The sequence below is a fragment of the Spiroplasma alleghenense genome (assembly GCF_003363775.1).
Lineage (GTDB): Bacteria > Bacillota_I > Bacilli_A > Mycoplasmatales > Mycoplasmataceae > Spiroplasma_B > Spiroplasma_B alleghenense.
On record NZ_CP031376.1, the window covers coordinates 395,899 to 421,229 of the forward strand.

General features: G+C 32.4%; 38 protein-coding genes. All 38 read left to right on the forward strand.

What is annotated here, in order from left to right; genetic code table 4:
* The first annotated feature begins 55 nt into the window (after positions 1–55).
* The gene (locus SALLE_RS01745; protein WP_115557922.1) at positions 56–517 is read left to right on the forward strand and encodes a hypothetical protein; all 462 of its coding nucleotides are present in this window, start codon (positions 56–58) and stop codon (positions 515–517) included.
* Between the two features lie 627 nt (positions 518–1,144).
* Entirely contained in the window at positions 1,145–1,456 is a 312-nt protein-coding gene (gene rpsJ, locus SALLE_RS01750) for a 30S ribosomal protein S10 (protein WP_115557923.1), read from the forward strand.
* Between the two features lie 48 nt (positions 1,457–1,504).
* Entirely contained in the window at positions 1,505–2,347 is an 843-nt protein-coding gene (rplC, locus tag SALLE_RS01755; RefSeq protein WP_115557924.1) for a 50S ribosomal protein L3, read from the forward strand.
* Between the two features lie 11 nt (positions 2,348–2,358).
* Positions 2,359–2,985, forward strand: a complete 627-nt coding sequence (rplD, locus tag SALLE_RS01760; RefSeq protein WP_115557925.1) for a 50S ribosomal protein L4 — start codon at positions 2,359–2,361, stop codon at positions 2,983–2,985.
* Positions 2,985–3,269 (forward strand): 50S ribosomal protein L23, encoded by a 285-nt coding sequence (gene rplW, locus SALLE_RS01765; RefSeq protein ID WP_115557926.1) that lies wholly within the window; start codon positions 2,985–2,987, stop codon positions 3,267–3,269. The genes rplD and rplW overlap by 1 nt, the downstream gene beginning before the upstream one ends.
* Before the next feature lie 57 nt (positions 3,270–3,326).
* Positions 3,327–4,163, forward strand: a complete 837-nt coding sequence (gene rplB / locus SALLE_RS01770; protein WP_115557927.1) for a 50S ribosomal protein L2 — start codon at positions 3,327–3,329, stop codon at positions 4,161–4,163.
* A gap of 18 nt (positions 4,164–4,181) precedes the next feature.
* A complete protein-coding gene (gene rpsS, locus SALLE_RS01775) occupies positions 4,182–4,451 on the forward strand; it encodes a 30S ribosomal protein S19 (protein WP_115557928.1) in 270 nt (89 codons plus the stop codon).
* Positions 4,452–4,470: 19 nt separating this feature from the next.
* Positions 4,471–4,806 carry a 50S ribosomal protein L22 gene (gene rplV, locus SALLE_RS01780; RefSeq protein WP_115557929.1) on the forward strand — a complete coding sequence of 112 codons (336 nt, stop codon included), beginning with the start codon at positions 4,471–4,473 and terminating at the stop codon, positions 4,804–4,806.
* A 13-nt stretch (positions 4,807–4,819) separates the two neighbouring features.
* Positions 4,820–5,518 (forward strand): 30S ribosomal protein S3, encoded by a 699-nt coding sequence (gene rpsC / locus SALLE_RS01785; RefSeq protein WP_115557930.1) that lies wholly within the window; start codon positions 4,820–4,822, stop codon positions 5,516–5,518.
* A 3-nt stretch (positions 5,519–5,521) separates the two neighbouring features.
* On the forward strand, positions 5,522–5,935 hold the full coding sequence (rplP, locus tag SALLE_RS01790) for a 50S ribosomal protein L16 (RefSeq protein WP_025251290.1): 414 nt from the start codon (positions 5,522–5,524) through the stop codon (positions 5,933–5,935).
* Positions 5,935–7,902 (forward strand): 50S ribosomal protein L29, encoded by a 1,968-nt coding sequence (gene rpmC, locus SALLE_RS06115; RefSeq protein WP_115557931.1) that lies wholly within the window; start codon positions 5,935–5,937, stop codon positions 7,900–7,902. The genes rplP and rpmC overlap by 1 nt, the downstream gene beginning before the upstream one ends.
* Positions 7,899–8,159: a 30S ribosomal protein S17 gene (rpsQ, locus tag SALLE_RS01800; RefSeq protein WP_179948039.1), complete on the forward strand. Its 261-nt coding sequence runs from the start codon at positions 7,899–7,901 to the stop codon at positions 8,157–8,159. The genes rpmC and rpsQ overlap by 4 nt, the downstream gene beginning before the upstream one ends.
* 35 nt (positions 8,160–8,194) lie before the next feature.
* Entirely contained in the window at positions 8,195–8,563 is a 369-nt protein-coding gene (gene rplN, locus SALLE_RS01805; protein WP_115557933.1) for a 50S ribosomal protein L14, read from the forward strand.
* 13 nt (positions 8,564–8,576) lie between these two features.
* Positions 8,577–8,894, forward strand: coding sequence for a 50S ribosomal protein L24 (rplX, locus tag SALLE_RS01810; protein WP_115557934.1), 318 nt, complete (start codon positions 8,577–8,579; stop codon positions 8,892–8,894).
* 11 nt (positions 8,895–8,905) lie between these two features.
* Positions 8,906–9,460: a 50S ribosomal protein L5 gene (rplE, locus tag SALLE_RS01815; RefSeq protein WP_115557935.1), complete on the forward strand. Its 555-nt coding sequence runs from the start codon at positions 8,906–8,908 to the stop codon at positions 9,458–9,460.
* A gap of 12 nt (positions 9,461–9,472) precedes the next feature.
* Positions 9,473–9,658, forward strand: a complete 186-nt coding sequence (locus SALLE_RS01820) for a type Z 30S ribosomal protein S14 (protein WP_115557936.1) — start codon at positions 9,473–9,475, stop codon at positions 9,656–9,658.
* Between the two features lie 27 nt (positions 9,659–9,685).
* The gene (gene rpsH / locus SALLE_RS01825) at positions 9,686–10,075 is read left to right on the forward strand and encodes a 30S ribosomal protein S8 (RefSeq protein WP_115557937.1); all 390 of its coding nucleotides are present in this window, start codon (positions 9,686–9,688) and stop codon (positions 10,073–10,075) included.
* A gap of 16 nt (positions 10,076–10,091) precedes the next feature.
* Positions 10,092–10,634, forward strand: a complete 543-nt coding sequence (rplF, locus tag SALLE_RS01830) for a 50S ribosomal protein L6 (protein WP_115557938.1) — start codon at positions 10,092–10,094, stop codon at positions 10,632–10,634.
* A 15-nt stretch (positions 10,635–10,649) separates the two neighbouring features.
* Positions 10,650–11,000, forward strand: a complete 351-nt coding sequence (gene rplR, locus SALLE_RS01835; RefSeq protein ID WP_115557939.1) for a 50S ribosomal protein L18 — start codon at positions 10,650–10,652, stop codon at positions 10,998–11,000.
* Between the two features lie 19 nt (positions 11,001–11,019).
* Positions 11,020–11,736 carry a 30S ribosomal protein S5 gene (gene rpsE, locus SALLE_RS01840; protein ID WP_162807926.1) on the forward strand — a complete coding sequence of 239 codons (717 nt, stop codon included), beginning with the start codon at positions 11,020–11,022 and terminating at the stop codon, positions 11,734–11,736.
* An 18-nt stretch (positions 11,737–11,754) separates the two neighbouring features.
* The gene (gene rplO / locus SALLE_RS01845; protein WP_115557940.1) at positions 11,755–12,192 is read left to right on the forward strand and encodes a 50S ribosomal protein L15; all 438 of its coding nucleotides are present in this window, start codon (positions 11,755–11,757) and stop codon (positions 12,190–12,192) included.
* The gene (gene secY / locus SALLE_RS01850) at positions 12,193–13,626 is read left to right on the forward strand and encodes a preprotein translocase subunit SecY (protein ID WP_115557941.1); all 1,434 of its coding nucleotides are present in this window, start codon (positions 12,193–12,195) and stop codon (positions 13,624–13,626) included.
* Between the two features lie 9 nt (positions 13,627–13,635).
* Positions 13,636–14,280 carry an adenylate kinase gene (locus tag SALLE_RS01855; RefSeq protein ID WP_115557942.1) on the forward strand — a complete coding sequence of 215 codons (645 nt, stop codon included), beginning with the start codon at positions 13,636–13,638 and terminating at the stop codon, positions 14,278–14,280.
* Positions 14,280–15,035, forward strand: a complete 756-nt coding sequence (map, locus tag SALLE_RS01860) for a type I methionyl aminopeptidase (RefSeq protein WP_115557943.1) — start codon at positions 14,280–14,282, stop codon at positions 15,033–15,035. The genes SALLE_RS01855 and map overlap by 1 nt, the downstream gene beginning before the upstream one ends.
* A 12-nt stretch (positions 15,036–15,047) precedes the next feature.
* Positions 15,048–15,269, forward strand: a complete 222-nt coding sequence (gene infA / locus SALLE_RS01865; RefSeq protein ID WP_115557944.1) for a translation initiation factor IF-1 — start codon at positions 15,048–15,050, stop codon at positions 15,267–15,269.
* A gap of 39 nt (positions 15,270–15,308) precedes the next feature.
* The gene (gene rpmJ / locus SALLE_RS01870; RefSeq protein ID WP_115557945.1) at positions 15,309–15,422 is read left to right on the forward strand and encodes a 50S ribosomal protein L36; all 114 of its coding nucleotides are present in this window, start codon (positions 15,309–15,311) and stop codon (positions 15,420–15,422) included.
* A 24-nt stretch (positions 15,423–15,446) separates the two neighbouring features.
* On the forward strand, positions 15,447–15,812 hold the full coding sequence (gene rpsM / locus SALLE_RS01875) for a 30S ribosomal protein S13 (protein ID WP_115557946.1): 366 nt from the start codon (positions 15,447–15,449) through the stop codon (positions 15,810–15,812).
* A 19-nt stretch (positions 15,813–15,831) separates the two neighbouring features.
* Positions 15,832–16,224: a 30S ribosomal protein S11 gene (gene rpsK, locus SALLE_RS01880; protein WP_115557947.1), complete on the forward strand. Its 393-nt coding sequence runs from the start codon at positions 15,832–15,834 to the stop codon at positions 16,222–16,224.
* A 1-nt stretch (position 16,225) separates the two neighbouring features.
* Entirely contained in the window at positions 16,226–17,179 is a 954-nt protein-coding gene (locus tag SALLE_RS01885) for a DNA-directed RNA polymerase subunit alpha (protein WP_115557948.1), read from the forward strand.
* Positions 17,180–17,192: 13 nt separating this feature from the next.
* Positions 17,193–17,552: a 50S ribosomal protein L17 gene (rplQ, locus tag SALLE_RS01890; protein ID WP_115557949.1), complete on the forward strand. Its 360-nt coding sequence runs from the start codon at positions 17,193–17,195 to the stop codon at positions 17,550–17,552.
* Between the two features lie 75 nt (positions 17,553–17,627).
* Positions 17,628–18,167 (forward strand): hypothetical protein, encoded by a 540-nt coding sequence (locus SALLE_RS01895; protein ID WP_115557950.1) that lies wholly within the window; start codon positions 17,628–17,630, stop codon positions 18,165–18,167.
* A 140-nt stretch (positions 18,168–18,307) separates the two neighbouring features.
* Positions 18,308–19,513, forward strand: coding sequence for an energy-coupling factor transporter ATPase (locus SALLE_RS01900; RefSeq protein ID WP_245886019.1), 1,206 nt, complete (start codon positions 18,308–18,310; stop codon positions 19,511–19,513).
* Positions 19,501–20,508, forward strand: a complete 1,008-nt coding sequence (locus SALLE_RS01905; RefSeq protein ID WP_115557951.1) for an energy-coupling factor transporter ATPase — start codon at positions 19,501–19,503, stop codon at positions 20,506–20,508. Before SALLE_RS01900 ends, SALLE_RS01905 begins: the two co-directional genes overlap by 13 nt.
* A 16-nt stretch (positions 20,509–20,524) precedes the next feature.
* Complete coding sequence (locus tag SALLE_RS01910; protein WP_115557952.1) at positions 20,525–21,460, forward strand: energy-coupling factor transporter transmembrane component T family protein; 936 nt, start codon at positions 20,525–20,527, stop codon at positions 21,458–21,460.
* Entirely contained in the window at positions 21,454–22,233 is a 780-nt protein-coding gene (gene truA / locus SALLE_RS01915) for a tRNA pseudouridine(38-40) synthase TruA (protein ID WP_115557953.1), read from the forward strand. Before SALLE_RS01910 ends, truA begins: the two co-directional genes overlap by 7 nt.
* A 96-nt stretch (positions 22,234–22,329) precedes the next feature.
* The gene (rplM, locus tag SALLE_RS01920; RefSeq protein ID WP_115557954.1) at positions 22,330–22,788 is read left to right on the forward strand and encodes a 50S ribosomal protein L13; all 459 of its coding nucleotides are present in this window, start codon (positions 22,330–22,332) and stop codon (positions 22,786–22,788) included.
* Positions 22,788–23,195, forward strand: a complete 408-nt coding sequence (rpsI, locus tag SALLE_RS01925; RefSeq protein WP_115557955.1) for a 30S ribosomal protein S9 — start codon at positions 22,788–22,790, stop codon at positions 23,193–23,195. The genes rplM and rpsI overlap by 1 nt, the downstream gene beginning before the upstream one ends.
* Before the next feature lie 145 nt (positions 23,196–23,340).
* Positions 23,341–25,317 carry an MOLPALP family lipoprotein gene (locus tag SALLE_RS01930; protein WP_115557956.1) on the forward strand — a complete coding sequence of 659 codons (1,977 nt, stop codon included), beginning with the start codon at positions 23,341–23,343 and terminating at the stop codon, positions 25,315–25,317.
* The last annotated feature ends 14 nt before the right edge of the window (positions 25,318–25,331 follow it).

A 25,331-nucleotide genomic window follows, 5' to 3' on the forward strand; every position in this document is an offset into this window, starting at 1 on the left:
ATAATATTTTTTAAGATATAATATTATTAATTAGTAGTTACATGTGAGGTATTTTATGGTAATTTGGATAGTTTTAGCAGTTTTGGTATTTCTAATATTAATAGGATTTGTTTGCTATACAATAATTTCCAAATTTAGAAATTATCAAGAGCAAGCTCGCCTACAAATTGCAGATGCATTTGTAAATTTGGGTGTGCCTGAGTATCAATTTGTTAATCCAGAACTTGAAATTGAACTTCTTAAAGTTGTTAAAAAAGAGGTTGTTTCGATCAAAAACAATTTCGGGTTAGCTAGAAATAATCGTGATTGGGAAGAAAATAGAATTAAAAAAAATTGTTTCAATATTGTTAAGGATTATTATGAAAAAGACTCTGGAAAAGTATTTAAGCATTTAGGTGCCATAAAAAACCAGCATTTGTCAAAAAGCCAAATATTGGGTGATGAAACAATTTCTATTGACGAGAGAAATCGACTAATAAGAGAACTTGAAAACGAGATTAGCAAACATAAAGAATAGTTTTTTGAGACAGATTTTGGAATTTGTCTTTTTTTGTGAAATATTTTGTATTTGATAAAATATTATTTATTTGAAATTTAATTGTAATATCGCTTGCATTATCTAACATATGTAGTAACATAAAAGAACCCCTAGCTTTTATTTGATTAGTAAACATTTGTTAGGGTTTAAAAATGTTAGCATTAAATTTGTAGAATATAAGATAAGCCCATTTACAAGTTTTTAACATTCTATAAACCCGAAAAGGAAGAAAATCTAACAAATTGAGCTAAAACTTAGATTGATTAGAACGGAAGTACCTATAATTAAACTGCATATAAAATACTTGATTAGCTTAATATTGTTGATTAAATCTACCGTTTCATAATGAACTTTCTTTCTATAAACCCTTTAAAAAGCTAATTTGGATGAATTATGCTTTAGCAAAAACAACCAAATTTACATTTGGTTGTTTTTTTTGATTAAATTAGATATTTATACAAGTTTTTAAATATTAAAAAAATAAAAATATTTATATAAAAGTATTGAAACTTAAATTTAAGAGTGTATAATTTGAATTGCATGTATATTTTGTGTGCAAAGAGACAACACACTGATAAAGGTTGTCATTGATAAAGGAGGACTAAAATGGCTCAACAACAAAAAATTAGAATAAAATTAAAGGGCTATGACCACGCAATTGTTGATCAATCTATTTCAAAAATCATTGAAGCTGCTGAATCAACAGGTGCTAAAGTTCGTGGACCAATACCACTACCAACCGATAAACAAATCATCACAATTCTTAGAGCTGTTCATAAATATAAAGACAGTCGCGAGCAATTCGAGATGAGAACACACAAAAGAATACTAGAAATCTTCAACCCAACACCAAAAACAATGGATATTCTTACAAGAGTACAATTGCCAAGTGGTGTAGACATTGAGATTAAATTATAGTTATTTATAACAAAATATGCATGATTATCAAATAGGAGGAAATATCGTATGAAAGGAATCTTAGGACGCAAGTTAGAAATGACTCAAGTCTTTACAGAAAATGGTAAATTATTACCTGTAACTGTAATTGAAGTTCAACCAAATAAGGTTTTACAAGTTAAAACAGTTGAAAAAGACGGTTACCAGGCTTTAAAGCTTGGTGTTCAAGATAAAAGACAAAATCTTGTGAATAAACCATCAATGGGTAACTTTAAAAAAGCAAATTCAAATCCTAAGCGCTTCGTAAAAGAAATCAGAGATATGAACGGATTTGAAATGGGAAGTGAAATAAATCTTTCCGACTTATTCGTAGCTGGTCAATTTGTCGACGTAACAGGAGTATCAAAAGGAAAAGGTTTTGCTGGTGCTATTAAGCGTCATAATTACTCAAGAGGGCCAATGGGTCATGGATCGGGATACCACCGTGGAATTGGTTCTATGGGAGCAATTATAAACAGAATTTTTAAAAGTAAAAAAATGGCAGGTCACATGGGACATGAGCAAGTTACAATTCAAAATTTAGAAGTTATTTTTATAGATAGCGCTAGAAATTTATTACTTGTAAAAGGATCGGTTCCTGGACCTAAAAAACAGTTTGTTAGAATTCAAGAAAATGTAAAAGGAATTAAAACAAAAGAAGCCGTTAAATTATTAATGAGAAAGTCAATGGAAGAATCTAATTTGGTAACTCCAAAAACTACTTCAGAGGCAATAGCTGAAGAAGTTGCAGTGGAAACACCAGTAGTTGAAGAAGTTGCAGTGGAAACACCAGTAGTTGAAGAAGTTGCAGTGGAAACACCAGTAGTTGAAGAAGCTGCAGTTGAAGAATCAACAAATAGTGAAGTTGAATAGAGGGAGATAACATGAAGGCACAAGTATATGATATAAAAGGCGCAAGTGTTAAAGAAATTAACTTAAATGATAAAATTTGAGCAATCGAACCACATCAACAAGCAATTTATGACACAGTTATTTCTCAACAAGCAGCTTTAAGACAAGGAACTAAAAAAACCAAAACCAGAGCAGAAGTACGCGGTGGAGGAAGAAAGCCTTGGAAACAAAAAGGTACTGGTAGAGCTCGTCAAGGTTCAATTAGAGCACCTCAGTGAAGAGGTGGGGGTATTGCTTTCGGGCCAACTCCAGACATTAATTACAAAAAATCTGTAAATAAAAAAGTAAGACAATTGGCATTCAAAAGTGTATTAAGCTTGAAAGCGCAAGAGCAAAACTTAGTAATAATTGACAAATTTAACTTTGAAAAACCATCAACAAAAGATATGGTAGAAGTTATGACAAACCTTAAAGTAGATAATCAAAAAACTTTAATTGTAACAAGAGAATCTGAAGAATTGGTAATTAAGTCAGCAGGTAACCTACCAGGTGTAAAAACTCTTGATTATCAAAAATTGAATTTATTCGATTTATTAAACGCAAATAAATTATTAATAACAGAAGAAGCTATTCTTCGTGTTGAGGAGGTGTATGGATAATGCATTTAACTAATGTAATTAAAAAACCAGTGTTAACTGAAAAGTCATACATCGGCCATGCAAATGGTGTTTACACCTTTGAGGTTGATCGTAGATCAAATAAAACTCAAATTAAAAAAACATTTGAACAAATTTTTCAAGTAAAAGTTGATTCTGTAAGAACAATGAATTACGATGGAAAAGAAAAAAGAATGGGTAAATTTGTTGGAACAACAAATAACAAGAAAAAAGCAATCATCACACTAAAAGCTGGTGAAAAATTAGACTTATTAAACGACTTATAGAAAAATGCTAAAGCAAAATTATTGTAAGCGTATAGTTTGGCGATAAGGGGGAAAATTATGCCAATTAAAAAGTATAGACCTATAACAAATGGTCGTCGTAATATGACAACCATTGATTATAGTGTTTTGACAACATCAAAACCAGAACCCTCATTATTAGGAAAAATAAATGAGCATGCAGGTAGAAATAATCATGGTCAAATAACTACTCGTCATAAAGGCGGGGGACACAAGCGTAAATACCGTATTATTGATTTTAAAAGAAACAAATTTGATATTCCAGGAAAAGTTGCAACAATTGAATACGATCCTAATAGAAATGCATTTATTTCTTTAATTAATTACGCAGACGGAGAAAAACGTTATATTTTAAATGTAAAAGATTTAAAAGTCGGAACAGAGATAATAGCTTCTGAAAATGCTGATATCAAGTTAGGTAATGCAGCGCCTCTTAAAAACATTCCAGAGGGAACTTTGGTTCATAATGTTGAATTGCGTCCAGGAAAAGGTGGACAAATGGCAAGAAGTGCTGGTTCAAAAGTTCAAATTCTTGGTAAAGATGACGATGGTAAATATGTAACATTGAGATTAGCTTCTGGAGAAGTTCGTAAGGTTCTATCAGAATGTTATGCCACAATTGGAGAAGTTGGAAATGAAGAGTACAACTTAGTTAATTGAGGAAAGGCGGGTCGTAATCGTTGAAGAGGGATTAGACCAACAGTTAGAGGTTCGGTAATGAACCCTAATGATCACCCACATGGGGGAGGAGAAGGGCGTGCTCCAATCGGACGCAAGGCTCCTTTAACTCCATGAGGTAAAAAAGCTCTTGGAGTTAAAACTCGTGATAAGAAAAAAGCTTCAACTAAATTAATTGTAAGAAGAAGAACTAAATAGGTTAGGGAGGAATAATATATGTCAAGATCACTTAAAAAAGGTCCTTTTGTTGATGACTACTTGTTAAAAAAAGTTGAAGCATTGGGCGAAAAAAAAGAAATTATTAAAACATGATCACGTCGTTCAACAATTTTCCCTAACTTTATTGGGCATACTTTTGGTGTTTACAATGGGAAAGAATTTATTCCCGTTTATGTAACAGAAGATATGGTTGGACACAAATTGGGTGAATTTTCTCCAACAAGAAAATTTGGTGGTCACGGAGACGACAAGAAAAAGAAAAAATAGGTAAAGGGAGAAAATCATAATGGAAGCAGTAGCTAAATTACAAATGATTCGTATCGCACCTAGAAAAATGAGACTTGTTGTCGATACGATCAGAAATAAAAAAATAGCAGACGCTGTTGCAATTCTAATGAACTTAGATAAAAGAGCAGCTGAGCCAGTATTAAAACTATTAAATTCAGCAGTTGCTAATGCTGTAAATAATAACGGTATGGAAGCTGACAAATTGTTTGTTAAGACAGTATTTGTTAATGAGGGAGCAACCTTAAAAAGATTCAGACCAAGAGCTCACGGAAGAGCTTATGAAATATTAAAAAGAACTAGCCACGTAACAATAATTGTGAGTGACATTAGATAAGGAGGAGTAGAAAATGGGACAAAAAGTATCACCAAATGCCTTGAGAATAGGTATTATTAGAACTTGAGATAATCGTTGATTTGCCGAAAAGCAAGAATATGTTAAATGATTGCACCAGGATATTAAAATTCGTAAAAATGTCTTAAAAAAATTGAAAAATGCAGCAGTTTCTAAAATTGAAATTGAACGTACTAAGAAAGAAATAAAAATCATTGTCAAATCTGCTCGTCCGGCTATAGTGCTAGGACAAGAAGGAAAAAATATTGAGAGTATTATTCTTGAAGTTAAAAAAACAATTAAAGATAGAGCGGCAAACGTTAAAATCGAAGTAATTGAAATAAAAAATCCAGATGTTGACGCAACTCTGGTTGCGCAATGAATCGGAGAACAAATTTCAAACCGTGCTTCTTTCAGAACAGTGCAAAAATTAGCAATTCGAAAAGCACTAAGAGCAGGAGCAAAGGGAATCAAAACCTCTGTGTCTGGTAGACTTGGTGGAGTAGAAATGGCAAGAACTGAAGGTTATCTTGAAGGATCAGTGCCATTAAGTACTCTAAGAAGTGACATTGATTATGCACTGTATGAAGCAAAAACTACATATGGTCAAATCGGAGTAAAGGTTTGAATCAACCATGGAGAAATACTTGTTAAAGAAGTAAAAAACAAGGATAAAGCAATTGCTGATAAAAACTTTAAAAGGGAGGCGAAGTAATTTATGTTAATGCCAAAAAGAACAAAATATCGCCGTCCTCATAGAGTTAGTTATGAAGGAAAAGCAAAAGGAGCAAGTTTTATTGCTTTTGGGGAATATGGATTAATGTCTTTAGATGGGGCTTGAATTACAACTCGTCAAATAGAAGCTGCTCGTATAGCAATGACTCGTTATATGAAACGTTTTGGTAAAGTTTGAATAAGAATTTTTCCTCACATGGCAAAAACTAAAAAACCTTTAGAAGTACGTATGGGTAGCGGAAAAGGGGCTCCTGAAGATTGAGTAGCAGTAGTTAAACAAGGAACATTCATGTTTGAAATAGCAGGTGTTCCTGAAGAAACTGCTAGAGAAGCTCTTCGTTTAGCTATGCATAAATTACCTGTACGTTGCAAAATTATTAAGAGAGGTGAGGAATAATGTCTAAGTCAGTAGAATTAATGACTGAATTAAGAAGCAAGTCTGTTGAAGAACTTATAAAATTAGGTGAAGAACGTCGTGCGGAATTATTCGCTCTTAAATTTCAAGCAGCGGTTGGTAGTTTAGAACAAACTCACAGAATTTCTTATATTAAAAAAGAAATAGCTAGAATTGAAATGCTTTTAACTGAGAAAAAAAGTAGCGGTACAACTGTTAATAAAAATGTTAAAATTGATTATTCAAAAGCTGTTGAAGCTGCTGAGAAATCAGGAAAAGAAGTACGTAAAAAACAAAAAGAAATGATTGAAAAATTACAAGCCGAACATTTTGGTCAAGAAGATAATTCAAACGAAGATGCAATTGCTAAATTACTTCAAGAAAGTTCATCTGATGAAATAAAAGAAGAGCCAATTATTGAAGAAGTAATTGAAGAAGTAATTGAAGAAGTAATTGAAGAAGTAATTGAAGAAGTAATTGAAGAAGTAATTGAAGAAGTAATTGAAGAAGTTGAAGTGGAAGAACCGGTCATCGAAGAATTAGAAAATAATTCTGAAGATGAAGCTGATATATTAGCAGCCGAAAAAGCAAAAGCTGACGCTGAAAAAGCAGAAGCCGAAAAACTTGCAGCACAACAAGAAGCTGATAGATTAGCAGCCGAAAAAGCAAAAGTAGATGCTGAAAAAGCAGAAGCCGAAAAACTTGCAGCACAACAAGAAGCTGATAGATTAGCAGCCGAAAAACTTGCAGCACAACAAGAAGTTGATAGATTAGCAGCCGAAAAACTTGCAGCACAACAAGAAGCTGATAAATTAGCAGCCGAAAAAGCAAAATCAGATGCTGAAAAAGCAGAAGCCGAAAAACTTGCAGCACAACAAGAAGTTGATAGATTAGCAGCCGCAAAAGCCAAAGCTGACGCTGAAAAAGCAGAAGCCGAAAAACTTGCAGCACAACAAGAAGCTGATAGATTAGCAGCCGAAAAAGCAGCTGAAAAAGCAAAAGCTGATGCTGAAAAAGCAGCCGCAAAAGCCAAAGCTGACGCTGAAAAAGCAGAAGCCGAAAAACTTGCAGCACAACAAGAAGCTGATAGATTAGCAGCCGAAAAAGCAAAAGCTGATGCTGAAAAAGCAGCCGCAAAAGCCAAAGCTGACGCTGAAAAAGCAGAAGCCGAAAAACTTGCAGCACAACAAGAAGCTGATAGATTAGCAGCCGAAAAAGCAAAAGCTGATGCTGAAAAAGCAGCCGCAAAAGCCAAAGCAGATGCTGAAAAAGCAGAAGCTGATAGATTAGCAGCCGAAAAGGCAAAAGCCAAAGCTGACGCTGAAAAAGCAAAAGCCCTTGCAGATGAAGAAGCAAAAAGACTTGCAGAAGACACAAAAAAATTAGCCGAAGAACAATCAAAAGCTAAAGCAAAAGCTGACGCTGAAAAAGCAGCCGCAAAAGCCAAAGCAGATGCTGAAAAAGCTAAAGCCAAAGCAGATGCTGAAAAAGCAGCCGCAAAAGCCAAAGCTGATGCTGAAAAAGCCAAAGCCAAAGCAGATGCTGAAAAAGCAGCCTCAAAAGCCAAAGCAGATGCAGAAAAAGCCAAAGCCAAAGCTGACGCTGAAAAAGCAGCCGCAAAAGCCAAAGCAGATGCTGAAAAATTAAAACAAACAAAAAACAAAATAACAGAAGCTAAAAAAACAAGTCAAGACAATACTTGATCTATTAAAAAACCAACAGCAACAACAACTAAACCCAAAAAGGTTGAACAAGTTTCAATTAAAAAAGTAGAAATAGGTAAGGCTCAGAATTCAAATGTTGAAGGAATTCAATTAAAATTACAGGCTAAGCCTAAAAATTCAAATACTTATGTATTTGGTTCAAATGCTGCAGAAGCGAAAAAACAAATCGAGGAAGCTAATAAAAGAGCTGCTGAGAAGAGAATGCAAAAACGTCAAGAAGCAGCTAAAAAAGGAGTTAAAAGATAATGGACAGAAATAGTAGAAAAACATACCAAGGTAGAGTTGTTTCAGACAAAATGAATAAGACTATTACTGTTCTTGTCGAAACTTACAAAAACCATCCAGTATATAAAAAACGTGTAAAGTATTCTAAAAAGTATAAAGCCCACGATGAAAATCAAGTTGCTAAAATCGGTGATAAAGTTGAAATAATGGAAACAAGACCATTATCAGCAACAAAAAACTTCAGACTAGTTAGAGTTATAGAGAAGGCTGTAGCTTAGTTTAGTTACACAATTCGAAAGGTTAGTGAAATAAAATGATCCAAAATGAATCAAGATTAAAGATAGCCGATAATTCTGGCGCAAAAGAGGTTTTAGTAATTCGTAATTTAGGTGGAAGTGTTAGAAAATTTACAAATATTGGTGACATAGTAGTTGTGACTGTTAAATCAGCCGCTCCTGGGGGAACAATAAAAAAAGGACAAGTTGTAAAAGCTGTAATTGTTAGAACAGTTAGGGGTTTAAGAAGAGAAGATGGAACTTATATCAAATTCTCAGAAAATGCCGCTGTTATTATAAAAGAGGATAAGACTCCTCGTGGAACGCGTATTTTTGGCCCAATTGCACGTGAAGTAAAAGAAGCTGGTTTTGCTAAAATAGCATCACTAGCTCCAGAAGTTTTATAGGAGGACTTTTATAATGAATAAACAAAAAATCATTAAAGGCGACGTAGTAAAAATAATCGCTGGAAGTCACAAGGGAAAACAAGGGCCAGTAACAAAATTATCAAAAGATAAGAAAAGAGTTTATGTTGAAGGTGTCTCTGCAATTAAACATTTTAAACCAACTCAATCAGATTCAGAAGGTGGAATTAGAGAAATTCCAGCTACTGTTGATATATCAAATGTAGCAATTATTGATCCAAAAAATAAAAATGCTTATTCAAAAATTGGATACCAAATTACTGATGATAAAAAAATTAGAATAGCGCGCAAATCAAAAGCGCCGCTTAAATAGAGGGAATTATTATGGCAACAAAATATGTGAATCGTTTAGAAAAACAATATAAAGACAAAATTATTCCTGAATTATTTAAGGAAAAACAATATAAATCAGTAATGGAAGTACCAAAATTAGAAAAAATTGTAATTAATATGGGTATAGGTGATGCTGTTCATGATGTTAAAAAACTTGATGATGCGGTTAATGAACTAACCCAAATTACAGGATCAAAACCTTTGGTAACAAAGGCTAAAAAATCTCTTGCCGTATTTAAATTACGTGAGGGAATGCCTATTGGGACCAAGGTCACATTAAGAGGAAGAAAAATGTATGATTTTTTAGATAAATTAATCAACGTTGCATTGCCTCGAGTGAGAGACTTCCGTGGAGTGCCTAAAACAAGTTTTGACGGTTTTGGAAACTACACTCTTGGAATTAAAGAACAAATTATTTTCCCTGAAATTGACTATGATAAAGTTAAAAAAGTAAGAGGAATGGATATTACTATGGTAACAACTGCAAAAAACAATACCGATGCATACTCATTATTAGAAAAAATGGGAATGCCTTTCGTTAAATAGGGGGATGGAGAAATGGCAAAAAAATCATTAAAAGTAAAACAGGCACGCCCGCAAAAATTTGCTGTTCGTGCTTACACTAGATGTGGAAACTGTGGTAGACCGCACTCAGTTCTAAAGAAATTCAATTTATGTCGTTTATGTTTCAGAGACTTGGCTTATAAAGGCCAAATTCCTGGAATTAAAAAAGCATCTTGATAGAAAGTATTTGAAAGGAAAAAAAGAAAAATGACAACAGACGTTATAGCAGATATGCTAACAAGAATTCGTAATGCAAATCAAAGATATCACAAAGATGTGATAATTCCTGGTAGCAAAATGAAATTAGAAATAGCTGACATTTTAAAACGTGAAGGTTTTATTGAAGGTTTTACAGTAGAAACAGATTTCAAAAAAAACATCACAATTAATTTAAAATACAAAGGTAAATCAAGAGTAATTCAAGGACTAAAAAGAATTTCAAAACCAGGACTTAGAGTTTATGCACAAGCATTGGAAATCCCACAAGTATTAAACGGATTAGGTATTGCAATAATTTCAACTTCGAAAGGAATAATGACAGATAAAGAGGCTCGCCAACAAAAAATTGGTGGAGAAGTCTTGGCATTTGTTTGATAATAGGGGGTAATAAAATATGTCACGTATAGGAAACAGAGTTTTATCAATCCCTGCTGGAGTTGAAGTAAGAGTTGAAGCAGGAAATAATGTTACAGTAAAAGGTTCTAAAGGTGAGTTAAAGGCAACTTTTGCACCAGTAATTGAAATTAAGGTCGAAAATAACACAGTTAGCACAATAAGAGCTAACGAAATAAAACATACAAAACAATTGCACGGAACTACAAACTCGTTACTTCAAGGAATGATCGAGGGTGTTAGTCAAGGTTTTGTAAAGGAATTACAAATTGTTGGAGTTGGTTATCGTGCCGCTCTAGCGGGTAACAAAATAAACTTATCGCTAGGTTACTCTCATCCAATTGAATATGAAATACCAAAAGGAATCTTAGTTGAAATTGCAAAACCAACAGAAATTAAGATTTCAGGAATTGATAAACAATTAGTTGGTGAGGTAGCAGCAAATATTAGAGCATATAGAAGACCAGAACCTTATAAAGGTAAAGGTGTTAAATACAAAGATGAATACATTATTAGAAAAGAAGGTAAAGCAGCTGGTAAATAGGCTGTAGATTAAAAAATGAAATTTACAAAAGCAGAAGCAAGAAAAAGACGACACTTTAGAGTTCGTAAAAAGGTTTCAGGAACCAGTTCAAAACCAAGACTTAATGTATTCAAATCTAACACTAATTTTTATGCTCAAATTATTGATGATGTTGCTGGAGTTACTTTGGTATCATCATCATCATTAAAAATGGATTTAAAAAATAAAAGTAATATTGATGCCGCAAAAGCTGTTGGTAAAGATCTAGCAGAAAAAGCTAAGGCTAAAAAAATATCAGAAGTTGTGTTTGACCGTGGGGGATATTTATTCCATGGTAAAGTGAAAGCGTTTGCTGATTCAGCAAAAGAAAATGGAATGAAATTTTAATTAATGGAGGAAATGAAAAATGAGTACAGAAGATAAAAAAGTAATCGAAGTTAATTCTTCAGAAACTGAAAAACCAGCCGAAAAAACTTTCACTCCAAAACCAGGTGCCCGTCCAGGTGCTAAATTTGGAAATGGTGAAAAGAAACCTTTTAATAAAGATGGTAAAAAACCATTTGACAAAAATAACCGTCGTTTCGAAAAAGAAAAAGATCCATACGAAGAAAAGGTTGTTAAAATTAACCGTGTTACTAAAGTAACAAAAGGTGGACGTCGTTTTAGATTCGCAGCAGTTGTTGTTATTGGCGATAAAAAAGGTAAAGTAGGATTAGGAACTGGAAAAGCTAATGAAGTTCCAGATGCAATAAAAAAAGCTGTAAAAGAAGCTAAAAAATCATTAATCAAAGTTTCATTATCTGGAACAACTGTTCCCCACGAAGTAATTGGACATTACGGAGCTGGTAAAGTTTTAATTAAACCTGCTAAAAAAGGTACAGGAGTAATCGCCGGAGGACCTGCAAGGGCAGTTATAGAACTTGCCGGAGTTCATGATGTTTACGCTAAATCGCTAGGATCAAACACACCAATAAATATGATTAGAGCAACTCTTGAAGGTTTAAAATCAATGCAAACCCCTGAGTCAATTGCTAGATTACGCTCAAATTCAAAAATAGAACAAAGACAAGCAGCTCCATTAGGAGAAGTTAGCCCAGTAGCTGATAAATCAGCTACTGTTTAGTGAAAGGAAGTTAAATTTATGAAATTACATGAATTAAAATACACTCCTGGTAGTCACAAAGATTCTACCAGAGTAGGACGTGGAATGGCTTCTGGAAAAGGTAAAACTTCAACTAGAGGGCACAAAGGTCAAAATTCTCGTTCTGGAGGAGGAGTTCGCCCTGGTTTTGAAGGGGGACAAACACCTTTATTCAGAAGATTGCCAAAAATTGGATTTACAAGCATGAATCGCAAAGAATTTGTAATTGTAAATTTAGAACTAATTGAAAAACTAGGTTTGACAACTGTTGATCACAAAAGTCTTATTGATAAAAAAGTAATTAAAAGTGAAAAAACCTTGGTAAAAGTTCTTGGAAATGGTAAAATAACAAAATCAATTAATGTTAAAGTTAATAAAGTATCAAAATCAGCCGAAGAAGCAATTAAAGCTAACGGGGGAACAGTAGAGGTGATTTAGGTGGCTCTTAAGTCTATTAAGAAATCTAAAAGAAAAAAAACTACAGTACAAGACGAATTCGTAAGAGGTAATTTCTTTATTAGAAATAAAGACCTTGTAAAACGAATTGTTTTTACTTTAATAGTCCTAATATTAGTTAGGCTAGGTACTCTACTTACAGTGCCGGGTATTACTTTATCACCCAACTTTAAAGAAAGTATTGATAATCAAGAATTTTTTCAATTACTTTCAACTCTTGGAGGAGGGAGTATTGGTCGTTTCTCAATTCTTGCATTGGGTGTTTCGCCGTATATTACAGCATCTATTATAGTTCAACTTCTTTCAACAGATGTTATTCCGGTGTTATCTCGTTGAAATAAATCTGGTGAGAGAGGTAGAAAAAAACTAGATCGCCTAACTAAATTGTTAACAATTCCATTTGCATTAATGCAAGGAATTGCAACAATATTCACACTTGTTCAGCAAGGTTTAATTGTTCCAAAATGAACGAGTGACGAGTTAGGTACAGCTCCAGCATGGTTTTACTTTATACTGGTTCCTGCTGTGATGCTTGCAGGTACTTTCTTAATGCTTTGAATTGCAGACCAAATAACTACTCGCGGTATTGGGAATGGAGTTTCAATAATAATTTTTACTGGAATTACAGCAAGTCTGCCTGCCAACTTTATAAATACATTTAAATTCTGAGTAAATGGAAAAGAAGAAGCTACAATTCTTTTTGAAGGAATACTTTATTACATGATTTATATATTAGCATTTCTACTTGTTATTTTCTTCGTTGTTCTAATGAATGAAGCAGAAAGAAAAGTTCCAATTCAACAAACTGGTGCAGGGCTTATTGATTCAGAACAACATACCCCGTATTTGCCTCTTAAGGTAAATAACGCTGGTGTTATTCCTGTTATATTTGCTTCTGCAATTATTTCGACTCCGATGACTGTTTCACAAATTATTGAGGTAACGAATCCTTCAAGCGGTTTCGTTTACTTTACTAATAATTTCCTATCCTTCTCAACATGATGGGGTATTGGTATATATTCAGTTCTGACAATATTATTTACATTCCTGTACGCTCAAGTACAAATCAACCCTGAAAAGATTTCGGAAAACTTCCAAAAATCTGGTACATTCATTCCTGGAATTAAACCAGGAAAAGATACAACAAAATACCTTTCCTCGACAGTGAATAGGTTAAGTATAATAGGTTCATTCTTTTTAGCATTAGTTGCAGTTTTACCTTATTTGATAACAAAAGTTACCAATTTACCAAGTAACTTGGCTATCGGGGGAACTGGTTTAATTATTTTAATCTCAGTTTCCTTACAAACAATTCAACAAATAAAAGGAAGGGTAATCCAACAAGCCTTTATTGATAAGAAAAAAGAGAAATTTTCTGGTCAAGTTAGCGAAACAACTATGAACCATATATGGTAGGAGAAAAACATGAACATTATTTTATTAGGAGCTCCTGGCAGCGGTAAGGGTACACAAGCAGAGAAATTAGTTCAGAATTTTAATTTTGAACAATTATCAACTGGAGATTTATTTAGAAAAAATATCTCTGAAAAAACTCAAATGGGTCTAGAGGCTAGTAAGTTAATAAGTGCTGGCAAGCTAGTTCCAGATGAAATAACAAATAAAATGGTTGAAGAATATCTAAAAAATGGCAACAAGGAAAATATTATATTCGACGGTTATCCCCGCACAATTAACCAAGCGAAAGCTTTGAAAGAAATTCTAGTTTTGAATAATTCGAAGATTGATAAAGTCATCTTGTTAGATGTTGAAGAAAAAATTCTTTTAGAAAGATTAGTTGGTCGACTTATTTGTCCTAAGTGTAAAAGAAGTTATCATTTAAAAAATCGCCCACCAAAAAAAGAGGGAATTTGTGATTTTGATAATTCTTCATTGGAAACAAGACCAGATGATAAACCTGAAAAGATTGCTATTAGATTGCAATCTTATCTAAGTGATACAAGCCCTCTGATTGATTATTATAAAACTGAAAAAAAATTAGTTAAAATTTCTGTTAGTAATTTGACATCTGAAAAAGTTTTCGAAAAAATAAGAGAGGCTTTGAAATTATAATGGTTTCGATCAAATCAAGTTCAGAAATTTCAAAAATGAAAATTGCTGGAAAAATTCTGGGTCAAGCTTTAAAAATGTTGGAAGAAATGATAAAACCTGGTATTAATTGCTTAGACTTAGATAAAGCTTTTTTAGAATTTATTACTTCAAAAGGTTGTACAAGCAACTTTTTTGGATATTATGATTATCCGGCTCATATTTGTGTTTCTATAAATGAACAATTAATCCATGGTATTCCTCAGAACCGAACTATTCAAGATGGAGATATTGTTTCAATCGATACAGGTTGCGTATATGAAGGATATCACGCAGATGCGGCTATCACAAAAATTTGTGGTATGCCAAAAAATGAAAAAGATATTAAATTAGTTAATGACACTAAAAAGTCATTAGAATTGGCAATTGAACAGGTGAGAGACGGTGTACGCATCGGAACCATTTCTGCTACTGTTCAAAAATTTATTGAGCAAAATGGTTTTCAATTGCCAACGGATTTTGCTGGTCATGGAATTGGTACTGCAATGCATGAAGATCCCTTAATTCCAAATACTGGAGTGGCTGACACAGGAATGCGTTTGAAGGCCGGGATGACTATTTGTATTGAGCCAATGGTACAAGTTTCAACTAGCAAAACAATTACTGCAAAGGATAATTGAACAGTTATTAGTGCAGACAATAGTATGGCCGCACACTTTGAACATACTATCTTGGTAACCGAAGAAGGGTGCGAAATCCTTACTTTATTTAAAGATTAGGAGAAGATAAATATGGCAAAAGAAGATCTTTTAGAAGTAGAAGGTATTGTGCAAGAAGTGTTGCCTAATGCAACATTCAAGGTGAAACTAGAAAACGAGATTGTTATCGATGCCCACGTGTCGGGTAAAATCCGAATGAACTACATCCGCATTTTACCCGGAGACAAGGTAACAGTCGCAATTTCACCATACGATATGACACGTGGTAGAATTACTTACCGAAATAAAGGATAAATAAGTATATATTAAAACAAAAATTATGGAGGTTATAAGATGAAAGTAAGATCATCAGTCAAAAAAATTTGCGATAAATGTCGTGTAATTAGACGAAAAGGCCGTGTAATGATTATTTGTGGCCAACCCAAACATAAACAACGACAAGGTTAATATAAGAAAGAAAGGAAACGAAAAATGGCTCGAATTAGTGGAGTAGAAATTCCAAATGAAAAAAGAGTAGTAATTGCTCTTACTTATATTTATGGAATTGGTTTATCAACATCACAAAAGGTCTTATCCGCAACAAAAATAAGCGAAGATGTTCGTGTAAAAGATTTAACAGAAGAACAAATTAAGAAAATATCAACTGAACTTTCAGAAATAAAAACTGAGGGGGATCTACGTAGAGAGACAGCTCTAAATATCAAAAGATTAATGGAAATTGGAAGTTATAGAGGAATGCGTCACCGTAAGGGATTGCCTGTAAGGGGACAATCTACCAAACAAAACGCTCGTACCCGAAAAGGTCCTAAGAAAACTGTAGCTAACAAGAAAAAATAGGTAGAAGGAGAACGTAATTATGGCAAAACCACAATCAAAAACAACCCGCAAAAAAGTCAAAAAAGATATTGCTAAAGGGATAGCTCACATTCACTCTACTTTTAACAATACAATTGTTACTATTTCAGATGAAAAGGGAAATGTATTATCTTGATCTAGTGCTGGAGCTCTAGGTTTTAAAGGTGGAAAAAAATCAACACCTTATGCAGCCCAAATGATTGCTGAAGCAGCTGGGAAAGGTGCTATGGACAATGGAGTTAACTCTGTTCAAGTAGAAGTGAAAGGACCAGGCCCAGGAAGAGATGCTGCTGTTAGAAGCTTACAAGCAATCGGATTAACAATTACATCAATTAAAGATACTACACCAATCCCACATAACGGAGTGCGTCCACCAAAACGTCCAAGAGGTTAGTATGAAACAATTTACAAAACCAGAATTTAATCTTCTAAAAGAGGAAAAAGGTAAAGCTTACGGTAAATTTATGGTAGAACCGCTGGAGAGAGGTTTTGGAATTACATTAGGTAATGCATTACGTCGAACACTTTTAGCGGCAACACCAGGAGCAAGCGTTTATGCAATTAAAATAACAGGAGCATCACACGAATTTACTTCAATTAATGGGATTGTTGAAAATGTAAGCAGAATTATTTTAAATATTAAAAATTTAGTACTAACAATAAATGATAACATTTTTGAAGATGAAGAAGTGGCCGAATTAAAAATCTCAGCAAATACAGTTGGAGAGGTTTTAGCAAAAGATATTATTTGTCCTGCTGGAGTGGAAATCCTTAATAAAGATTTACATATTGCAACAATTGCTGACGGTGGTAACTTAGAAATGATTTTATTTGCAAAAAACTCAAGGGGATATCGATCATTTAAAGAAAATAAAAAAGAAAAACTTGTTGCGGATGCAATAACAATTGATTCAAATTATTCACCAATAGTAAATGTCAATTATTCTGTTGATGTTACTAAAATAGGTCGTTCAATAGATCTTGAAAAGTTGGAAATAGAAGTAGAAACAAATGGATCAATCTCGGCTGCTGATGCAATTGCTGTAGCTTCTAAAGTTATGGTTGAGCATTTAGAATTATTTGTAAATTTAAATAGCGAAATTTCAACATTAGAGGTTATAGGTCAAGCTGATGATGACGATGAAAAAGAATTGGACAAAATGATTGAAGATTTAGACTTCACACAAAGAAGTTTAAATTGCTTAAAAAGAGCACAAATAAACACTTTACGAGATTTAGTTTCAAGAACTGAAGATGAAATTCAAGAAATTAGAAACTTAGGTCGTAAATCATTTAAAGAAATTAAGGATAAAGTTGCTCAGTTAACTTTAAACTTTAAACAGGATTAGGAGGAAAGATTATATGTCATATATTCAAAAACGTGGTAAAAATACAGCTTGAAGAGTCGCATTAATGAGAAACTTGACTACTGAACTTATTATTTCTGAAAGATTAGAAATAACAGAAACAAGAGCAAAAGAATTACGTACTCATTTTGATAAAATGATTACTTTGGGAAAACGTCAGGATCTTCATGCTCGTAGACAAGCAGCGGCTTGATTAAGAGATATTGATGCAAGCGAAAAAGAAACTGCCTTGCAAAAATTATTTAATGATTTAGCAAAGCGTTTTAAAACAAGAAATGGTGGATATACTCGTATCTTAAAACTAGATAACCGAAGAGGCGACAATGCCCCAATGGTCATTATTGAATTAGTTTAAAATTAATGTTTTTTAAAATAACCCTTTATTGGGTTATTTTTTTTGATATAATAATTTCTAGAAATGAGCAAAATTATGAGCAAAAATAAAATAAAATTACTACTTAAAATCGGGACTGCAGTTGCACTTATTATGTATTTATTAATAGTTCTTGTTTTTATACCTGTCTTAATTAAAAATGAAGACAAGAGCTCTTTTGTTGTATTTCTTTACGGTTATCTATTTCTAACAATAGTTCCTTACTCTGTAATTGGACCATTGTTTCTATGAGATTACCAAGTGGAAAAAAGAAACTATAATCAAGCTTTTATTTTCTCAATTGTAATAATTTGCACGCAATTAATCTTAATTGGAATGCTTAGCTACTCAATTTCTCAATTTCAAATTTGAAAGCAAACAGATTATGCAAACAGAAATCACCTAATTATAGAGTCGTTACTACTATTTGTTTCCATTATTTTGGTTATTATTGCATGCATGTCGCTAATTTTTAATCCAAAACCTAAAGAAATAGATACTTGAGACAGTATTGTTATTGAAATTGAAAAGCGTTCGCGTTTAAGTATAAAAAGTGCCAAAAACGATCTTCAAGATTTTAAGTCAAACTTAAAATAATTTATAATTATTTTCTGGTTTATTGATAATATGCTTGATTATATTAATTTTAAAGGTTAAAATAATATCTAAGTGATTATAACTTATATGATTTATAATTAGTATAATTTGCTTTAAATTAGCAGTTCCAGAAAGGTAAAATGATGAAAGAAAATGTCTATTTAAATAAGGGAGACTTGAATGATTTTAAACTTAAGTTAAATGAATTTAACGATAAATTAGCTCAGGCTGGTCAAGAATATGTTGAAATTAAATTTAAAATTATAAATGGTGAAGCTGAAAAATCAGAAAAGCAACATTATATTGACACCCACAAAAAAGCTCAATTAGCTTATAAAGAAATTGCAAATAGTCCAATTTTTAAAGATAACTTTTTGAGAGCGAAAGCTCAACTTGATAAAATTAATCAGAAAGACGAAACTTTTGAATCTGCTAAAGAAAATTATATTGAAGCTAAGAATCTTTACAAGGCATCTAAAATGGCCATTAGAGAGCGTGGAATTTCGGGAGAGTTATCTAAACAGAGTGAAATTGCTTTAGAATTAAAAAATATTAGTTTTCGTTATGCTAATAGTCAACCCTTGGTTGTTAAAAATGTTAGTGTTAAAGTAAATCATGGAGAATACGTTGCTATCATTGGACACAACGGTAGTGGTAAGTCCACTTTAAGTAAGTTAATTATTGGAGTCCTAACGCCAATTGAGGGTAGCATGCATGTATTTGGAAATCATGTGACTAGAAACAACCTTAATATTATTCGCCGTTTTTTAGGAATAGTTTTCCAAAATCCAGATAACCAATTCATTGGCTCAACAGTAAAAGACGATATCGCTTTTGGTCTTGAAAATCGCCGAATAAATCCTAAATTAATGCAAGAAAAAATTGAAGCAGCAGCTAAAAAAGTGAGAATGGAAAGATTTTTAGATCACGAACCACTAATGCTATCAGGTGGTCAAAAACAAAGGGTTGCAATCGCTTCTGCTTTAGCGCTTTCGCCTGATATTATAATTTTTGACGAAGCAACTAGCATGCTAGATCCCAAGGGTAAGAGAGAAGTTAAGGAAATAATGGTTGAGTTAAAAAATACTCGAGAAAAAACCATTTTTTCAATTACTCATGATATGGATGAGATCTTGAATGCTGATAAAGTAATGGTTATGAATGGCGGAAATCTGGTTAAATTTGGAACTCCAAAAGAGATTTTAAAGGAAAGAGATTTTCTAAGATCAATTCACCTTGATATTCCATTTATAGCTCAAGTTGAAGAAGCCTTAAATGAGGTGGGGTTTAAAATAAATAATACAGAAAATTTAGACGAACTGGTGGTAAAAATATGCAAAAAATAAAACATACGAAAGCACAAAAGGAAGAGTTTAAAGAAAACAAAAAAATTGAAAATCAACTTCAAAAAAAATATGCAATTGAATTTAAGGAATTAAATAAAATTCATAAAGGAAATTATAACTTTAAAGGAGATATTAATTTTGAAAATGTATCTTATACTTATGGTCGCAAAACTCCTTTTGAATTTAGAGCGTTAGACGGTACTAGTATTGTAATTAAAAAAGATATAATTACAGCCGTAATAGGAACAACTGGAAGCGGTAAATCGACCTTGATTCAATTGACTAATGGATTGTTAGTTTCTGAAACTGGAAGAGTTGTTGTCGGAAACTACCCAATCCTAGCAAATAGTAAAAAAATTAGAGAAGTAAAAAAATTGAGACGGGAAATCGGACTAGTTTTCCAATTTCCTGAATATCAATTATTTCAATCAACAATTGAAAAGGATATTTCTTTCGGACCAATTAATCTTGTTGGTAAGTCTCAAACAAAGGAGGCTATTGATGATGTTCCTAGATTACTAGAATTGGTAAGTTTGCCACCAGAGTACTTAGAAAGAAGTCCATTTGATTTATCAGGAGGACAGAAGCGAAGAGTTGCCATTGCCGGAATTATAGCAATGAATGGTAATACCTTGGTTCTTGATGAGCCGACAGGGGGGCTTGACCCGCAAGGCGAGGAAGACTTTATTAAGCTATTTAGTAAATTAAATAAGGAACAAGGAAAAAGAATCGTTCTAGTAACTCATAATATGGACCACGTTTTACAAATTGCCGATGAGGTTGTTGTTATGCATTTGGGTAAGGTAATTAAAGTGGGAACTCCATTTGAGATTTTTAGAGATCAACAACTTTTGGAATTAATAGAAATTGACCCACCTAAAATATATCAACTAGTTCATAAACTCGCAATGTCTGGAATTGACTTATCTGATAAGCCAATTCGCACAATCAAAGATTTTGCAAATGAACTAAAATTAATTAAAAAGAAAAAATAGATTGGAGGAATAATATATGAGAATGGTCTTTGGAAGATACATGCCGTACAACTCGGTAATTCACAGAATGGATCCGCGATTAAAATTATTTATGATTTTAGCGATGATTTTAGCATTATTTTTTCCAGTTGGTTTTACCGGTTTTGCCTTTTTAATTGTTTTAATAATGACAATTTTTACAATGTCAAAGCTGAAATATTCGATGCTTTTAAAATTACTAAGACCGATAATATTCATGTTTTTAGTTGTTTTTATCTTTAATATTTTTATAGCAAGGCCTTCAAGCGATCCTGCAAATATTTTAACTAACTGGACTCAATTGGGAGCAGGTTTCAGCTATGGTCTTTTTAAGGATTACGGATATACCCTAAGAATTTGAAACATTTATCTAAGTGAATACGTTATTTATTCATCTATTATGCTATCATTGAGAATATTTTTAATGATAACTTGTACAACTATTTTAACTGGGACCACACAACCTTTAGAGTTAACTTTGGCAATTGAAGACTTGCTTTTCCCTTTGAGAATAATTGGAATACCGGTATATATTTTTTCAACTATAATATCAATCGCTTTAAGAATGATTCCAACATTAATTGATGAGGCAGGAAGAATCATGAAGGCTCAGGCTTCTCGAGGAATTGATATAAAAAATGGCCACTTTAAAGACAAAGTGAAAGGGATGACATCGTTAATTATTCCTTTACTCGTTTCTTCGTTTCAAAAAGCTGAAGATTTAGCTTTTGCAATGGATTCTAGGGGATATGACCCACATGCGAAAAGAACAAGATATCGTCAAGTTAAATTCCAAATTATTGATATTTTCATATTTTTAATAACTCTAACTGTTGTAAGTCTTGTTATCGCTTATGCTTTTTCAAGTGTATTGAGAACTTTTTATATACCAAGAATTGATGGTATCCTTTATAAAGATTTTAGTAGATGATAAATTACTACTTTCTTTTAAAACTTGCCTACAACGGAACTAATTACTCAGGTTGAGTAATCCAAAAAAAACAAAAAACAATTCAGGGATGCTTGAATAAAGCAATAAAAAATGTTATTAAGAGTGATGAATTTCGCACAATTGGAGCCAGTAAAACAGATGCAGGAGTTCATGCATTGGACCAAAAAGTTTGATTGCAAACCCAATTTAAACCAAATTTAAGCGGTTTTATGGCTGGAGTCAACAAAGCCTTGCCAAGTGATATTAGAATTATTGAAATCATTGAAGTGAATGAAGAATTTCATGTTCGTAACACCTTTGAAAAAATCTACAAATACCAAATAAATAACGGTGAATACGACTTATTAAGTGAAAATTGAACAAATTTTTACAATCGACAAAAATTGTGTCTTGAAGAACTAAGAAAATATGCAGAATTATTTGTGGGAATTCACGATTTTTTTGCATTTTCTGGACTTAGTTTAGAGGAGAAAGAACAAATTAATACTAATAGGGAAATAAAAAGCATTCTTGTAGAAGAAGAGTCAAACAATAACTTTGCCTTTTACTTCAAAGCCAAGGGATTTATTCGTTACCAAATCAGAACAATAGTTCAAACAATTTTAGCACTTTGTGAAAATAAAATCACTATTGATTTTGTTAAAGACTCTTTAGAAGGGATTTTTGTCAAAAAAATGCCATATAGAGCTAACCCAAAGGGTTTGATATTACTTGAAATTAGTTATGGAGGTGAATTCAAAAGTATGATAATTTAGAGAAATTTGTATTTTTTTCCTTTAAAATCATATCTATTTACTATATAATATTATTGCTTACTCATTAGCCCCGGACAAGTCTAAGGAGATTTAAGCATGAGACAAACAACACTAATCAAGACAGCAGAAATTGCTAAAAAATGATATATTGTGGACGCTCAAGACGCAATTGTCGGTAGATTAGCTACTCAAGTTGCGATGGTATTAAGAGGGAAACATAAACCAACTTTTACCCCACATATCAACAACGGTGATCACGTTATTATAATTAACGCTGATAAAGTTAAATTTACAGGAAAAAAAGAAACTGATAAAAACTACTACCACCATACAATGCACCCTGGGGGATTACGTAGACGTAACGTTGCGACTCAACGTGAGCTACAACCAATTAAGATTTTGGAACACGCGATTCGTTTAATGTTGCCAAAAAATGTTCAGGGTTCAAACCAATACCGTGCTTTACATGTATATGCTGGAAGTGAACATCCACACCAGGCTCAACAACCAGAAATACTAGTGATTGATTCAAATAGAAATGGAGATAAAAAATAATGGCAGCAAAAAAATCTGATGCAGCAATGTATCGAGGAACCGGAAGAAGAAAATCTTCAGTTGCTCAAGTTATTTTAACTCCAGGTACTGGTGAAATTATTGTAAATGGTAAAAAAGCATTAGAATTCTTTCCTTATGCAACTTTAGTTCAAGATATGGAACAACCATTAGAGGCGACAGGTACAAAAAAAGACTTCGATATTAAAATTAAAGTTAATGGCGGAGGATTCACAGGTCAAGCAGGGGCAGCTCGTTTAGGAATTGCTCGTGCGCTTTTAGAAGCCAGTATTGATTACAAACCTCAACTTCGCGGGTTAGGGTTACTAACTCGTGATGCTAGGGTTAAATTACGTAAGCAATATGGTCTTTATGGAGCCCGTCGTGCACCACAATACTCAAAACGTTAAGATTTATGAAACACTTTTGGGTGTTTTTTTTATTTAATTTCACTCAAAATTGTATACTATTTAAAAATAGAGTATATAATCAATTTATAAATATAAAGCGAGAATTAATAATCCTAATATCCTTAGCATAACGAAAGGGACTGTTATGAAAAAAATTCTTAGTGTATTAGCTTCGGTAAGTTTAATTACTTCTACCGTAGGAACTACAGTAGCTTGTTTTGGTAAAACAAGTGATTCTTCTCCACAAATTAATGAATCTCAAAATTTAGATGAGGCAACTTTGGCTGCTGCTCAGCCTTTTATTTTAGCCGATATAAAAGGATATAACGCAAACTATATTGCAGACCATTTCGTCAGTCAAACAAGAATGAATGATTCTTTGTACTTATTTGATAAAAATACTCCCGAGCTTAAAGCTGGAAAAACAATTGGAGATTTTTGACAGGGGAAAATGAATCTAAAAGCAAATTTTGAAGATTCATTAGCAAAAACCAATTTAGTTACAAATAAAAATTCGGATATAGCACATAATAACCAAGCAATTTTAACTTCTCAAATTGTATTTGAACAAATTGAGCAATCAAATTTATTGAGTATTATTGACGGTTTTAAAGATTTAATAGGTGGATTTATTACTCCAGAAATCAAGGGTCAAGCCTTGAAAATTTTTAATAAGGAAAATCTTAAGGCCGTTACAGAAGCGTTGGATTTCTCTAAATTTGAAGGTGTAACATATCAGACTGCAATTAGTTTTTCTATAAATATGATTGCTAATGCTCTAAGTATGGCTTTAGACTCGGAAAACGATTTAGTTGAAACTAACCCAAGCGGGGATTCGATAAAAGATGAAAAAGCAGTAGCATCAGGAGTTGATTTACTGAAGGCAGTTTTTTTGAAGGTAAGCAAAAAAGAGGAAATGAATTTCCAAGACATTCGCGTTATTTGTCAACTTTTGAAAGCAATGATAATTATAAATAATTATATTGAAATGTTTGATCAGTTCGATAATTTTGAAACTAATAATTCAGAAAAATTATGGTCTGATACGAAAAGCAATGAAGAAGTAATTAAGGATATTTTAAAACAAAAATTTTCGTCAGTAAATCTAAAATTTAGTTTATCGAGATTTGCTTTTAATATTGATAAATATCTAGTTCCTAAAGATAAAAACAAGGATGTTTTTCAACTCCAAAAACTACTAAGTATTATTTTTCTGAATAACGATGGATATAAAATTGTAATGAAAGAGTTTTTGAGACCATATATACCTGAGTCATTTTTTGATATAAGCTTAGGTTTTGTAGTAGCAGTTATTACTGAAATCATTTCTCAAAAACCTATAAAAAAAAGTCTTGAACTAATTTTGGTTTTTCTTTCAGAAGAAATGAAGGCAAAATTTAAAGCGTTACTAGAGGACGAAGACTTTTTGCAAAAAACTCTAAATAGTCTATATTATGGTAATGGCTTAGAACTTATTAATAATATCGTTCCCACCGGTCTTAAAGGTAATCTGGAAACTATTTTATCAAATTTTAAAATTGCGGACTTTTTTGGGTTTTCTGATATAAATAAGTCCATAAATCCAGATATTGAAAATTTGGGAAAAGATAAAATAGAAATAAAAAAATTTTATGATTTAGTTAAAAGTCTTGATCAAAGCGATAACCCTGTGTTAAATGGCAAAACCCTTATCGAAGCTGCCTTAGAAAATCCAAAAGAAATGCTTTCAATACTAGGATTTGATAAAGAAAATTTATCTTTTGATGAAAATTCACCTCTAAAATTTCTTGGAGATATTTTAGAAAATAAAGACTTACTTAAATCTATTATTAATTCTCTAAATTTAGTTAACAAAAAGTATGAGGCACTAGATTTGGAACTTGATGCAAGAATAAAAAAAGATCTTTTGAGAGAAAATTGAAAAATTGAAAGCACCAAGACATTTCATGACTTAAATTACAATATTGTAGGAAAAAAATCAATAATTAAATTTAAAGATGAAAGTTTTGTAGTTGAAGTTAAAGTTTCAGATGATTACGAAAAAAACATGAATTTTAAATTAAATTTAAATAGTATTTATAAAGGCGAATCAATATATTACTATAACGAAAAGCGTAAATAATTTTTTATTATTAA